The sequence below is a fragment of the Lysinibacillus sp. CD3-6 genome (assembly GCF_006351725.2).
Lineage (GTDB): Bacteria > Bacillota > Bacilli > Bacillales_A > Planococcaceae > Lysinibacillus.
The window spans coordinates 2,885,283-2,899,561 of sequence record NZ_CP085880.1 but is presented as its reverse complement, the minus strand read 5'-3'; the positions used below and the strand labels follow the sequence as shown (position 1 = coordinate 2,899,561).

Sequence of the window (14,279 nt, the reverse complement as noted above, 5' to 3'; positions counted from 1 at the left end):
AAAACCTTTGGTGATAGCTTTCACCAAAGGTTTTTCTTCTGTTTAGCAATAGGGTACAATAGAACGACAGAAAAAGAATTGAGGTGGCAGTTGTGCAACTGCATTTTTTAGGAACAGGCGCAGGCATGCCTTCAAAGGAACGCAATACGAGCGCATTAATGGTAAAGCTACTAGATGAAAACGGTGAAATGTGGCTATTTGATTGTGGAGAGGCGACACAACACCAAATTTTGCATACATCATTAAAGCCACGTAAAGTGTCAAAAATATTTATCACGCATTTACATGGGGACCATATTTTTGGTTTACCAGGATTTTTGAGCTCGCGGTCTTTTCAAGGTGGAGATGAGCCGCTGACTATTTTTGGACCAGCAGGCTTACAGCAATGGGTAGAGCAAACATTTGCATTATCAAAAACACATTTAACGTACCCATTACAATTTGTAGAAGTACACGATGGTATTATTTACGAGGATGAAAAGTTTACAGTGCATGCTAGTGAATTACGTCATGTTGTTCCATGCTTTGGCTACCGAATAGAGCAAAAGGACTTACCTGGTGAATTACTGATGGAGAAAGTACAAACTTTCGGTGTACCAAAAGGACCTTTACTTGGCAAGTTGAAAAGAGGACAAGACATTGAACTAGAAAATGGAACAATCATTAGAGCAAAGGATGTTGTTGCACCTCCCAAAAAAGGCTTTATACTTACAGTTTTAGGGGATACGAAATACTGCGAAGAAGCAATTTCATTGGCGGATCATGCAGATATCCTTGTACATGAGGCAACATTTGATGGGAGCACAACCGATTTAGCAGCTAGCTATGGGCATTCAACAAATGTGGAGGCAGCTATGGTAGCTAGTAGAGCAGGTGCAAAATACTTACTTCTTAATCATTTAAGTGCACGTTTTTTGCCACATGATTTGCCAGTATTTTTAGCAGAAGCTCAAGCAATCTTTCCACAAACTTTCCTCACATCAGACCAATCGGTATTTAATTGGAGTCAGGAGAAATTATTATAGTTTCCGATGAGTGTTTAATACTATGGAAGTCGATAAATATTAGTAAAGCACATAACAACTAGAATAGACGTTTTCCCAAAAGGCTAAAGCTAGAGCAAACGGCTGGTAAGTATAAAGTAAAGTTGTTAAAAGCTAGGTAAATTGTAGAAATATAGTGCGTTTAATAGATGATTTCCGTATAATTAAGTAAAGGGGAGTGGTTGTATGGATCAACAAAAGATGCCACCAGCTGTTTTACGTTTACTCGTTATCTTTCCAAACGTGTTAAGCTATTTACTATTAGGCGGACTCATTATTTATGTTACTTCAAATTATGATTTATTAAAATCAACAGAGAGCTTGAAGGTATGGCTCATTTTTATCGCAGTACTTGCACCAGCAGCAGCTTTTACAACCTTTCGCATCGTCAAAAAAATCCGCGCTGGTCATATGTAATAAACTATAACGTTCAAAGCAACACGTTGTATCTTGTAAAAGATGCAACGTGTTTTTTAATAGAAAGTGAATGATAAAGCGAATAAAAAATTATCATATAGGAAAACTAAAAATACAAAGTATGAATCGTTATTATAAAGAACTGAGGTGTACTCATGAATCAACCAAATTGTGATTCTGCTCCATTAAAACAAACCATTAAAGAAGAACTTAGTGAACTGATATTGTCTTTACAGCAAAGTTTAAGCGCAATGGATACAATAGAAGAATGCCTACTAGCAGATTTAAATAACATTAAGGAACAATTTATAACGATAGAAATGCAGGCAGCTACGTTTTATTTAAATTGCTATTTGTCTCCATTTACAGAAAAATATCCCGAGCTATCGATTTGCGTGCAAAATATGTCCAAAAGACGCCATGGCGGATTAATAGTATTTGAAAGAGAGAATCCTATTGAGCATATTATAAAGCCAGGAATTCATATTGGGGCAGAATTAACACATTCTTTATTAGAGTCCATTTTTTACCCAGGCAATCCTCTGCATGATGGCGCTGTCTTAGTTAAGAGTAATCGAATTATTTCAGCAGCAAATGTACTACCACTTTCAGACATTAATACAGGCGATAAAAAACTTGGAACGAGACATCGTGCTGCGATAGGTTTAAGTGAGCGCAGTGATGCTTTAATCATGGTAATTTCAGAAGAAACGGGAAGAATTTCTTTTGCTTTTAATGGTAGCTTACATCCCATTACATCAGAAGGAATTTTATAGTGAAAATAGGCTCTTTAAATAATATCTCAAATTCGAGATATTTTCCTTGCAACTGGCTCACTTGCGTGGTAAAGTGATGATACAGTTCGAAGAAGGGAGGGCAAAGTGATGGAAAAACATACACTAGGCTCACTAACATGGTTGCGAATGATGCGCTTTACCAATCAAAGTAATCAACTATCGAATGAATTTTTAAAGCGTTTTAATTTAACAACAGCTCAGTTTGATGTACTAATTCAAATTAAGACGTATGCACCTTTAACACAGTCGCAGCTCGCGGAAAAAGTTACAGTTACGCAAGGTGGTATATCACGAATGCTTGCCCGTCTTGAAAAAGAGGGACTAATTGAGCGTAAACAAAATTGGAAAACAAAAACAATATCATTAACAAAAAAAGGTGAGCATTTAATTGATGCGGCTACACCAAGTCAGCTTCACTTTCAATCCTCGTTTTTTGAGGACGTTCTATCAGAGGAAGAAATGAAATCTTTATATACACTTATGTCGAAATTAGAAAAGCATAGCCGTGAAAAAAAATTACCTTAGGTGTAGTTTTTTTTACAACATCACTTGCTTAGTCAAGTGAAAATTAGGAGGACTCTACTTTGAATAAATTAAGCGGACATCATCATATTTCAATGTTAACAAAAAATGGAAAAAGTAATAATGCGTTTTATACAAAAATCCTTGGTTTACGTCGTGTGAAAAAAACAGTCAATCAAGATTCGCCTTCGATGTACCATTTATTTTATGGTGATCGTACAGGATCAGCTGGAACAGAATTAACATTTTTTGAAATGCCTGTAGCAGGACGAACAGTACGTGGAACAAATGCTATTACGCGTATAGGGTTATTAGTGCAAAGTTATGATAGTTTAATATACTGGAAAAATCGATTTGAGCTTTTACAAGTGGAACATAGTGACATTGTGACATATGCGGGTAAAGATGCATTGTTTTTTGAAGATCATGAAGGGCTACGTCTGGTGCTTATTAATCATAATGGACAGCCGATTCCAGCCGAATGGCAAGTATGGGATGGGACTGATATTGTACCAGAACATCGGATTTTAGGGATGGGCACTGTTGAAATTACGGTTCGTTATTTACAGCGTACAGTGAATTTATTACAAGAACTTTTTGACTATACAGTTGTCACTGAAGATGACAAAGAAGTACGACTTCAATCGATTGCGGGAGAAACATTTGGTGAAATCCTTGTTAAGGAATTGGAGGGACCAAGTGAAAAACCAGGGCGAGGCAGTATCCATCACCTTGCAATACGAGTAGCAACGCTAGAAGAACTGAATAAATGGGATGAATTAATTAAAGCACGTGGTTTAGACAGCTCGGGCGTTGTGGACCGTTATTACTTCCAAAGTCTCTATTTTAGAGATCGTAACGGCATTCTCTTTGAAATGGCGACAGATGGACCTGGTTTTACTGTAGATTCCGCTATAGAAGATTTAGGGAATAAACTTGATCTGCCACCATTTTTAGAAGGAAAACGTGCAGAAATTGAAGCGATTTTAGAACCACTTGATTAAAAGGAGAGAGCACAATGGAAAACTATCGTATCGATCAATCAGCAGGCTTAGAATTTGGACTTTATTCATTGGGAGATCATATTCCAAACCCTTTAACAGGTGAGCGGTTATCTGCTCAGCAACGTATACAGGAGCTAATTGAAATGAGCCAATTAGCAGAGCAAGCAGGGATAGATGTATTTGGCGTAGGTGAAAGTCATCAATCGTATTTTACAACACAAGCACATACAGTCGTTTTAGGCGCGATTGCACAAGCAACGAAAAAAATTAAAATTTCAAGCTCTGCAACTGTATTGAGTGTCTCAGATCCTGTAAGAGTCTATGAGGATTTTGCGACAATTGATTTAATATCTGATGGACGTGCAGAAATAGTAGCAGGGCGAGGTTCACGGGTTGGGGCATATCATTTACTTGGCGTCAATTTACAGGACTACGAAGAAATTTTTGAGGAAAAATTAGAGCTATTAAAAAAAATTAATGATGAACAGCTCGTGACATGGGAAGGGAAGTATAGAGCTCCTCTTCACAATGCACAAATTTTGCCACAGCCTAAAAATGGTTCACTACCAATTTGGCGCGCTGTTGGCGGTCCGCCCGCAAGTGCGATAAAAGCTGGTTACATGGGTATTCCGATGATGTTAACAACATTAGGCGGACCTGCAATAAACTTTAAACCATCTGTCGATGCATATCGTGAGGCAGCCGAAAGAAGCGGTTTTGATGCAGAGCAGCTACCCATTGCCACAACAAGTTTATTTTATGTTGCGGATACATCGAAAGAAGCGTTGCAAAATATGTACCCACACCTAAATGGGGGCTTTCAAGCCATTCGTGGCGGTGGCTATCCAAAACAACAATTTGCTCAAGCAGTCGATCCACGTGATGCATTAATGGTCGGTAGTAAAGAACAGATTATTGAAAAGTTGCTTTATCAATATGAACTTTATGGCATGCAACGTTTTATGGCACAAATTGATTTTGGTGGAGTACCTTTCGATAAATTGATGAAAAATATTGAAATTATCGGTAATGATATCATACCAGCAATAAAAAAATATACAGCGAAATAGGGGCGAACAACATGAAAATCGTAGCACTAGCAGGTTCAATCGTAGGCTCAAAAACAAAAATAGCCATTCATAAAATCGTTGATATACTACATGAAAAATACCCAGAGCATGAAGTGACAATTCTAGACCTAGCTCAGTATAATATTGCATTCAGTGATGGTCGAAATTATGTAGATTACGAGGGTGATACGAAGTATGTAGCAGAAACTATTATGGCTGCGGATGCATTGGTAATTGGTACACCGACATTTCAAGCATCCATACCAGCAACTTTAAAAAATATTTTCGATTTGCTCCCCGTCAATGCCTTTCGAGACAAAACAGTGAGCGCAATAGTGACAGCAGGGACATCGAAACATTATTTAATGGTTGAGCAACAGCTAAAGCCAATACTTGCTTATATGAAAGCACATATTGTACCGACCTACGTTTTTATAGAAGAAAAGGATTTTTTACGTCAAGAAATTGTCAATGACGATGTCCTCTTCCGCTTAGAGCGTTTAGCCGAAGATACGATTATGGTAGCAGATGCTTTCGCTGAAATCCGTGCTAAAAAAGATGCGGAATATGATTTTTAACGCAACTTTAAGGGGAAGACTACTAATTTAAAAGAATAATAAACACCACTGTATGGTAGTCATGCAGTGGTGTTTTACATTGCGGGCGGACGCTTTTTGCGGGCACTCACGTAAGCCGCAACTCTCGAACGTACGGGTAGTTGCGTCTTACGTTCTGTGCTGTTCTCACAGGAGTCACCGCCCGTCACTCCAATTAACTAGTGTAAATACTTTAGCACCAGGCACTTCGCATAGGACCTAGCATAATATCGGCTCCTAAATCGTAAAAATCCACTTCGCTTTCCGCGGGCACTCACGTAAGCCGCAACCCTCGCTACGCGCGGATTGTTGCGTCTTACATTGCGTGCGTTCCCGCAGGAGTCTACGTGGATTTTTACTTGGTTATTCAAAATTGTTTGGGTGCCTGACACTTCGCATAACACTTTCGCATTACCTAGTGTCCCCGTTTACCTTTTTTACAAAGATTCCGTTCAAGTTCCACAAGATTTATTGCAATTATTTTTAACTAGGGACTACTTATGAAAGGGAGCATATTTAATGAAATTTGCCGTTGTGGCGTATATTCACGAAAAGGTTTGCTCAATACACATTCGTTACTAAATTGTCACGAAGACATCAACACTAGTAAAAGAAATGGACATTTAGATTGGACCTGTGCATTAGAAACTGGGAGAATGTAGTTAAAAGGAGTGGAGATTTTATGGTATTTTCATTGTTTAAGAAAAATAAAAAGCCTCAGCAAATGACGAATAGAGTCGAGTTTTGTATAACAAACTTATCCCTTGGTGCAGCTGATGCCTACGACGTATTAGCTGAACGCTCAGATATAGAGATAGAAGAATCTGGTTGTACTTCACACTGTGAAATTTGTGAGCAAGGTCTCTTTGCCATTGTTAATGGAGAGATTATTACGGCACCTGACGCACCGTCACTTGTACAAGCAATTGATGAAGAAATCAAGCAGAACCCACTTTTTTAAAATGATAGGTTTTTGTAGTAGGAAAATCGCCTGTAAACATGGAGAAATCGCCGATAAAATTAGTTGAATCGCCGATAAGCACAATGGAATCGCCGATAAATCTAGTTGAATCGCCGCTAGACTGCGGGAAATCGCCGCTAAAGTTTTATGATCAACGAAATCGCGAATAAACAAAACGCTGATAGCATCAACGTTAACATGCTATCAGCGTGACTAGGTATGAATTAAGAGGTCAAGTTACCAACCTCGAACATATTGCACAGGTGGTTCAATATTTGCGCCAAGTTCTTTTGCAGCATGGAGCGGCCAATAAGGATCTCGTAATAAAACACGACCTAAGAAAATTAAATCAGCGCGATTATTTTGCAAAATTTCTTCCGCATGCTGCGCGTGTGTGATGAGACCAACCGCACCAGTAGGAATATTTGCCCCAAGCTTTATCGCTTCGGCATGTGGAACTTGGTAGCCAGGGAACGCATGAATATGTGCTTGAACGACTCCACCAGTGGAGACATCGACTAAATCTACGCCCTGTGATTGCATCCATCGACTAAAGACGATAAAGTCTTCCATTGTTGTGCCATCTTGTGCATAGTCTTCCGCAGAAACACGAACGAGAAGAGGGCCTTCCCAAACGCTTCGAATTGCATCAATTACTTGACGTAGCAAACGATAGCGATTTTCTTGTGAACCACCGTATTGATCACTTCGTTTATTCGTTGCTGGTGATAAAAATTCACTAATTAAATAGCCATGTGCACCATGAATCTCAAGCACATCAAATCCTGCTTGACGGGCGCGAATGGCAGCTTTTTTAAAGGCTTCAACGACATAGTCAATATCGTCAAGTGTCATTTCAGATGGTGTTTTATACTCATCGCTAAAAGCAATGGCTGAGGGAGCGAAAATTTCACCATCTACTGTTGCTTTACGTCCTGCATGGGCAAGCTGAATACCTGTTTTAGCACCGTAAGCTTGCATATTTGTTACTACTTGCTGTAACCCTTCGATATGCGCATCATCCCAAATACCGAGGTCATTACTAGAGATTCGACCTTCAGGTACTACAGCAGTAGCCTCTAATACTATTAATCCAATTTGTCCAGCGGCACGCGTTGCATAATGCACAAGGTGGAAAGGTGTAACAAAACCATCCTCTTTAGCAGAATACATACACATTGGGGCCATGACAATGCGGTTTTTTAACTTAATCGATTGTAATTGGTATGGTTCAAATAATTTAATCAAAGCAGAGCCCTCCTAATTCCTAGTTAATACCTCTATTTTGCATGGGTTACTTACTTTTTGCAAGTAAGCGAGATCGAGCTTCTGCTTCTTTTATACATGCTTCAATCGCTTCATTAAACTGATATTGTTCGAGCGCTTTAATTCCAGCTTCTGTTGTACCCCCTGGACTAGTAACTTTTTTCCGCAGTACATTAGGCTCATCAACGGATTGTTTTAGCATTTCAGCTGTTCCAGCAAGTGTTTGCGTCATCAGCAATCTTACAGTGTCTTTTGACAGTCCAACTTCAATTCCTACACGTTCGAATGCTTCCATTAAATAATAAATATAAGCAGGGCCGCTGCCAGATAGCGCTGTAACGGCATGGAGCTGATCTTCCTCCACCTCAATTACCGATCCAACAGCTTCTAATAATTGTAAAAACATTGTACGCTGTGTAGCTGTTACCTGATCATTAAATGCAATACCACTTGCTGACATACCAATTGTTGCAGAAGTATTCGGCATCACTCGAGCTACAGGGCGTAATCCTAACTGCTCAGTTATTGTGCTAATGGCAATACCTGCTAATATGGAAAGAATTGCAGTATGCGCTGTTATTTTTGATTGCAAATCAAGCATAGCCTTTATGGCATCCTTTGGTTTCATAGCTAAAATAATAAGATCTGCTTGCTGATAAATCGATTCTTCAAAGTTACAATGAATGCCGTACGTGTCATGTAAAAATTGTAAACGATCCTTATCTGAGCGATTGGTGACATAAATTTCTTGTGCTTTAAATACATTTTGTTTAATCCAGCCTTGCATTAATGCTTCAGCCATCGAACCTGCACCAATAAAAAGTATTTTTTTCATAGGAAAAACCTCCGATTCAAAATAAAAAAGCGCTCTCGTCCTTATATTGAAGGACGAAAACGCTCTCGTTTCCGCGGTACCACCTTTGTTTGCCAATTGGCACAACTCTTAGCCCTTTTATCGCAAGGGGACGGTTATGTTGTCATAACTGCTCAGAAGTAGGTTCTGTAATGGGAGTGGGTGATGTTACTTGCAGCAAACGTAACACTCTCTTGACACCTTCACCAACTACATACTTGGCTTCCTCAACGCACATAAATAATTTGATTATTCAAAATTATATTGATAATATGTCAAGCTGTCAACTGGAGGGGTGACTTAAGAAAGAAAAACTTGTAGAATAGATGAATCGGTATTCATTAGTAGCGTAAAAAAGGGGGAGACAGCTTTGTCGATACATAAAATAGAAATTCCAACACCCTATGCAGTAGGAGACGTCAATGCATTTGTAGTCAAAGGAGATGCATTAACCATATTTGATGTTGGTCCAAAAACAATGGAAGCTTATGATGCCCTAAAATGGGGAATTCGAGCAGCTGGCTTTGATTTACGAGATATAGAACAGGTTGTATTAACCCATCACCATCCCGATCATGCAGGTTGGGTGGATGCTTTTCCTTATGCGGAAATTTTAGGCCATGCCTATAACGATAAATGGCTGCGCCATGACGAAGAGTTTTTACGTTATCATGAGATGTTTTACAGTGAGCGTTTGTTCGAACATGGCGTCCCACGAGAATATATTCAACAGAGCGTCCATGTTCGTCGAGAATTAGAGCTTGTGGGGGAACGCCCATTGACACAAATTTTACATGATGGAGATGAAGTACCAGGGCATCCTGGTTTAAAGGCAATCGAAACATTAGGACATGCACAAAGTCATTTTATTTTTTGGGATGAAAACACGCATAATGTTATCGGTGGTGATTTATTATTAGAAAAAATTACACCTAATCCATTAATCGAGCCACCTTTAGATCGCACATTAGGCCGTCCGAAATCATTATTGCAATATAATGAATCGCTTGAAATATTGCGTCAATTGCCTGTCAACATTATGTATACAGGGCATGGAGCAAATTTAGAAGATATCCCATATTTAATTGAGAAGCGTCTCGAACGTCAACATCATCAATCAATGAAGGTGTATGATTTATTTGGAAGCGATGAACTAACAGTCGTACAAATGACAAAACGTTTATATCCATCGATTTTTCAGCATCAGCTTGGCTTAACATTATCAAAAACGCTTGGACATTTAGACTATTTAGAGGCAAATAACCTAGTGGTTTCTGAGAAGAATAATGAAGGTGTCTATTTGTTTAAACGAAAGTAGGTTTATACATGGAAATGAATAAAAAGACAATCTTTGTAACAGGTGCAACGAGTGGAGTTGGCTTGAAAATTACTGAATTATTAGTTGCACAAGGGCATATCGTATATGCAACAGGGCGTAATGAAGTAGCTTTAAAAACATTACAACGTTTAGGCGCTAATGTAATACAAGCGGACTTAACTTCTCTAACTGCCATTGATAAAGTATGTGCGCAACTACCTATGCTCGATGTAGCCATTTTTTCAGCTGGTGTAGGGAAGTTTGCTATTGCACCGATGTTATCTGATGAAGATATTACTCAAATGGTAGAGCTCAATATTCGTGTTCCAATCTATTTAGCAAATCGTATAGCGACTAAAATGATTGCGCGTGAGCAAGGTCAATTAATATTTATTGGTTCACAGGCTGGTAAGGTAGCGACACCTAAAGCAAGTGTTTATGCGGCGACAAAACACGCCATTGTAGGCTTTACTAATGGCTTGCGTATGGAGCTAGCTCCGTACAATATTAAAGTAACAGCCATTCATCCTGGACCAATTGACACACCTTTTTTAGATAAAGTCAATGATGAAAGTGGTTATCGAGAGTCGTTAGGTAGATTATTATTAACGCCAGAAGAGGTGGCACAAGCGACAGTAAAAACAATTGAACGGCCAGTACGAGAAGTGAACTTGCCTCGAATGATGGGGTGGACAAGTAAACTTTATGCATTAGCGCCCGCTACCATCGAATTTTTAGCAAAACCGTTATTCAACAAGAAATAAAGTGCCTGTCACTCAAACAATTTATAAATATTCAAGCTAATAACCCTACGAAGACCTTGCAGTAATGCACATTTATTTAGTGTCAGGCACCCAAACAATTATAAATATTCAAGTGAAAACCCACGTTGTTTCCTGAGGGAAGCGATGTGGGTTTTTGCGCATTACATGCTTACCTTTTTAATATTGTATACACTTCTATATAGGAATAAGTCGTATTTTCGAGTGAAAATAATCACTGTTCGAATACTAGCGATAGTTATTGGTATTGTAGACTTTTAACATTCTTCGCAAAAGTGCATTTTTTTATAAAAATGCACTTGTATTTATTTTTATAACATGATACTATTCGTGTATAAACTTTTAAGTGATTGTATAAACATACATATCATATAGAGCAATTGGAGGCGCATTTCGTATGGCAAATAAAAAAGTAGTATTAGCATACTCAGGCGGTCTTGATACATCTGTAGCAATTCCGTGGTTAAAAGAACAAGGTTGGGACGTAATTGCAGTTTGTCTAGACGTTGGTGAAGGTAAAGATCTTGAATTTGTAAAAAATAAAGCACTTCAAGTAGGTGCAATTGAATCGTATATGGTTGATGCAAAGGATGAATTCGCTGAACAATATGCACTTATTTCGTTACAGGCGCATACTTGGTACGAACAAAAATACCCATTAGTATCAGCACTATCACGTCCTTTAATTTCTAAAAAATTAGTGGAGATTGCTAACCAAGTGGGTGCGGACGCAGTAGCTCACGGTTGCACAGGTAAAGGTAATGACCAAGTTCGTTTCGAAGTTTCTATTAAAGCATTAAATCCAGATTTAGAGGTTTTAGCACCTGTACGTGAGTGGGGCTGGAGCCGAGATGAAGAAATCGAATATGCAATGCAACATAATGTACCGATTCCTGCAACATTAGATTCACCATTCTCAATTGACCAAAATTTATGGGGCCGTGCAAACGAAGCGGGTGTAATGGAAGATCCTTGGGTATCACCACCCGAAGAAGCTTATGGCTTAACAGTTTCTGTTGAAAATGCACCAAATGAAGCAGAATATGTGGAAATCGAATTCATTGCGGGTAAACCAGTTTCATTAAATGGCAAAGAAATGAAGCTTGCTGATTTAATTCAAGAACTGAACGCAATAGCTGGTGCTCACGGTGTTGGCCGTATCGACCATGTTGAAAACCGTTTAGTTGGTATTAAATCTCGTGAAGTATATGAAATTCCAGGTGCAAAAGTACTTTTAACTGCGCATAAGGAGCTAGAAGACTTAACACTAGTGAAAGAATTAGCACACTTCAAACCAGTTATTGAGAAAAAATTATCTGAACTAATTTACGATGGTTTATGGTTCTCTCCTTTACGTGATGCATTACAAGCATTCCTTGCAGAATCACAACAATACGTAAATGGTACTGTTCGTGTGAAACTTTATAAAGGTCATGCGATTGTCGAAGGACGTAAATCACCAAATTCACTATACAATGAAAAATTAGCAACTTACTCTAAAGAAGACCAATTTAACCACGCATCAGCTGTAGGCTTCATCGAACTATGGGGTCTGCCAACAGTGGTTAACTCTTCAGTTAATAAAAAATAATTATTACATTAGGGTGTAGTGTAGCATGAACGCTGTACTGCACCTTTTCGATAAGAAATGTAGAAAAAGGTGAGCTGTTATGACAAAACTTTGGGGCGGACGTTTCCAAAAATCAGCAGAAGCTTGGGTTGATGAGTTTGGTGCATCAATCGGCTTTGACCAACAACTTGTATTGGAAGACCTAGAAGGTAGTGTCGCACATGTGACGATGCTTGGTGCTACAGGAATTTTACCAGCAGCCGATGTAGAAGCGATTCTTAGCGGTCTTGCACAACTTCAGGAAAAAGCAATCGCTGGTGAACTAGAATTTACTGTTGCGAATGAAGATATACATCTAAACCTTGAAAAAATGCTTATTGATTGCATCGGGCCAGTTGGTGGTAAACTTCATACAGGACGTAGCCGTAATGACCAAGTAGCAACAGATATGCATATTTTCTTAAAGAAACGTGTAAAGGAAGCAATCGATTTAATCGAGACATTCCAAAAAACGTTATTAGAAAAAGCAGAGGAGCATGTTGAAACCATTGCGCCAGGCTATACGCATTTACAACGTGCGCAACCGATTTCTTTTGCCCATCATTTAATGGCCTATTTTTGGATGCTTGAACGCGATAAACAACGTTTGACAGAATCCATGAAACGTATTGATATTTTACCACTAGGTGCTGGAGCAATGGCTGGGACAACTTTCCCAATTGATCGTTTAAAATCAGCAGAGCTACTTGGCTTTAGTGAAGTATACGCAAATTCCATGGATGCGGTAAGTGACCGTGATTTTATCGTCGAATTTTTAAGTAATTCATCGTTATTAATGGCGCATTTATCTCGTTTTGCTGAAGAAATTATTTTATGGTCAACAGATGAATTTAAATTTATTGAATTGGATGATGCCTTCTCTACAGGCTCTTCCATCATGCCACAGAAGAAAAATCCCGATATGGCAGAGCTAATTCGAGGAAAAACTGGTCGTGTCTACGGTAACCTTATGGGCTTACTAACTGTATTAAAAGGGACACCGTTAACTTACAACAAAGATATGCAAGAAGACAAAGAAGGTATGTTCGATACCGTGCATACGATTCTAGGATCTTTAAAAATCTTTGAAGGTATGGTGCGCACGATGACAGTAAATACAGAGCGTCTGCACAAGGCAGTACACTCTGACTTCTCCAATGCAACGGAATTGGCGGATTATCTTGCAACAAAAGGGATGCCGTTCCGTGAAGCACATGAAGTAACAGGTAAATTAGTCTTTACATGTATTCAAAAGGGCATTTATTTATTAGATTTACCAATTGAAGACATGCAAAAAGAAAGTGAGCTTATCGAAGCAGATATTTATGAAGTATTAGCACCAGAAGCTGCTGTCCGCCGTCGACATTCATTAGGCGGTACAGGTTTCGACCAAGTTACTATTCAAATCGAGAAAGCAAAAGCCTGTCTTTCTTAACTATTTTGCGTGCAAGTCCTAAGCGACATTTGCATAGATATTCATTAAAGCTGTCCAGTGAGGCACTATGAAAACCTTATTATTCCTTTTTCTGTGGAGCCAGAGGGTGAAACAAAAAAGAGCACCTGACATAAGTGAAGGACAATCCCCAATTTTCGGAGAAGCGAAATTGGGGTTTTTGTATAAGATCAATGGGAGGAGTAGTATGTGATGGATCGTTTTACAAAGGGGTTAGAAACGATAAAACAATATGTCAATGAAGAAGAAGTAGCTCGTATGGTCGATTCAGATGCACTAGCTGATATAGCGCCCGATTTACGTAAAATGATTATTGAGTTCGCCTATGGAGATGTTTATTCACGGCAGGGTCTTGACGCAAAAAGTCGAGCACTTGTCGTAATCACAGCAGTTGTTACACAAGGTGCCATCCAACAAACAAAAACGCATATTACCCGCGGTTTGTATGTAGGGTTAACACCTACAGAAATTGTAGAAGCTCTTTTGCAATTAGTGCCTTATATAGGGTTTCCACGCGTGCAAAACGCATTAACGGTTGCTCAGCAAGTTTTTCAGGAAAAACAGCTAAGTGTAAAATTAGATGTGTAA

Annotated in this window: 15 protein-coding genes; 13 read left to right on the top strand and 2 right to left on the bottom strand. The window is 38.9% G+C overall.

What is annotated here, in order from left to right; translation table 11 throughout:
* Positions 1-92: 92 nt before the first annotated feature.
* From rnz to FH508_RS14360, 8 genes are all read left to right on the top strand, one after another.
* The gene (gene rnz / locus FH508_RS14395) at positions 93-1,025 is read left to right on the top strand and encodes a ribonuclease Z (protein ID WP_173478963.1); all 933 of its coding nucleotides are present in this window, start codon (positions 93-95) and stop codon (positions 1,023-1,025) included.
* Positions 1,026-1,229: 204 nt separating this feature from the next.
* A complete protein-coding gene (locus tag FH508_RS14390; protein ID WP_173478962.1) occupies positions 1,230-1,460 on the top strand; it encodes an acyl-phosphate glycerol 3-phosphate acyltransferase in 231 nt (76 codons plus the stop codon).
* A 155-nt stretch (positions 1,461-1,615) separates the two neighbouring features.
* Positions 1,616-2,236: a sporulation-specific diadenylate cyclase CdaS gene (gene cdaS / locus FH508_RS14385; RefSeq protein ID WP_173478961.1), complete on the top strand. Its 621-nt coding sequence runs from the start codon at positions 1,616-1,618 to the stop codon at positions 2,234-2,236.
* A gap of 108 nt (positions 2,237-2,344) precedes the next feature.
* Entirely contained in the window at positions 2,345-2,782 is a 438-nt protein-coding gene (locus FH508_RS14380; protein WP_173478960.1) for a MarR family winged helix-turn-helix transcriptional regulator, read from the top strand.
* A gap of 59 nt (positions 2,783-2,841) precedes the next feature.
* Positions 2,842-3,783, top strand: coding sequence for a ring-cleaving dioxygenase (locus FH508_RS14375; RefSeq protein WP_173478959.1), 942 nt, complete (start codon positions 2,842-2,844; stop codon positions 3,781-3,783).
* A 14-nt stretch (positions 3,784-3,797) separates the two neighbouring features.
* Positions 3,798-4,853: an LLM class flavin-dependent oxidoreductase gene (locus tag FH508_RS14370; protein ID WP_173478958.1), complete on the top strand. Its 1,056-nt coding sequence runs from the start codon at positions 3,798-3,800 to the stop codon at positions 4,851-4,853.
* An 11-nt stretch (positions 4,854-4,864) separates the two neighbouring features.
* On the top strand, positions 4,865-5,431 hold the full coding sequence (locus FH508_RS14365) for an NADPH-dependent FMN reductase (RefSeq protein ID WP_173478957.1): 567 nt from the start codon (positions 4,865-4,867) through the stop codon (positions 5,429-5,431).
* 700 nt (positions 5,432-6,131) lie between these two features.
* On the top strand, positions 6,132-6,410 hold the full coding sequence (locus FH508_RS14360; RefSeq protein ID WP_173478956.1) for a YuzB family protein: 279 nt from the start codon (positions 6,132-6,134) through the stop codon (positions 6,408-6,410).
* A 237-nt stretch (positions 6,411-6,647) separates the two neighbouring features.
* Here the strand turns inward: FH508_RS14360 and namA are convergent, their stop codons facing one another.
* Both namA and proC read right to left on the bottom strand, forming a co-directional pair.
* Positions 6,648-7,658: an NADPH dehydrogenase NamA gene (gene namA, locus FH508_RS14355; RefSeq protein ID WP_173478955.1), complete on the bottom strand. Its 1,011-nt coding sequence runs from the start codon at positions 7,656-7,658 to the stop codon at positions 6,648-6,650.
* A gap of 46 nt (positions 7,659-7,704) precedes the next feature.
* Positions 7,705-8,511, bottom strand: coding sequence for a pyrroline-5-carboxylate reductase (proC, locus tag FH508_RS14350; protein ID WP_173478954.1), 807 nt, complete (start codon positions 8,509-8,511; stop codon positions 7,705-7,707).
* Positions 8,512-8,899: 388 nt separating this feature from the next.
* Here proC and FH508_RS14345 point away from each other — a divergent pair, with 388 nt between their 5' ends.
* The 5 genes from FH508_RS14345 (at position 8,900) to FH508_RS14325 (ending at position 14,279) form a co-directional block, all read left to right on the top strand.
* The gene (locus tag FH508_RS14345) at positions 8,900-9,847 is read left to right on the top strand and encodes an MBL fold metallo-hydrolase (protein ID WP_173478953.1); all 948 of its coding nucleotides are present in this window, start codon (positions 8,900-8,902) and stop codon (positions 9,845-9,847) included.
* A gap of 8 nt (positions 9,848-9,855) precedes the next feature.
* A complete protein-coding gene (locus FH508_RS14340) occupies positions 9,856-10,611 on the top strand; it encodes an SDR family NAD(P)-dependent oxidoreductase (protein ID WP_173478952.1) in 756 nt (251 codons plus the stop codon).
* Positions 10,612-11,026: 415 nt separating this feature from the next.
* A complete protein-coding gene (locus tag FH508_RS14335; protein ID WP_173478951.1) occupies positions 11,027-12,220 on the top strand; it encodes an argininosuccinate synthase in 1,194 nt (397 codons plus the stop codon).
* A gap of 79 nt (positions 12,221-12,299) precedes the next feature.
* On the top strand, positions 12,300-13,673 hold the full coding sequence (gene argH / locus FH508_RS14330) for an argininosuccinate lyase (protein WP_173478950.1): 1,374 nt from the start codon (positions 12,300-12,302) through the stop codon (positions 13,671-13,673).
* 207 nt (positions 13,674-13,880) lie between these two features.
* Positions 13,881-14,279 (top strand): carboxymuconolactone decarboxylase family protein, encoded by a 399-nt coding sequence (locus tag FH508_RS14325; RefSeq protein ID WP_173478949.1) that lies wholly within the window; start codon positions 13,881-13,883, stop codon positions 14,277-14,279.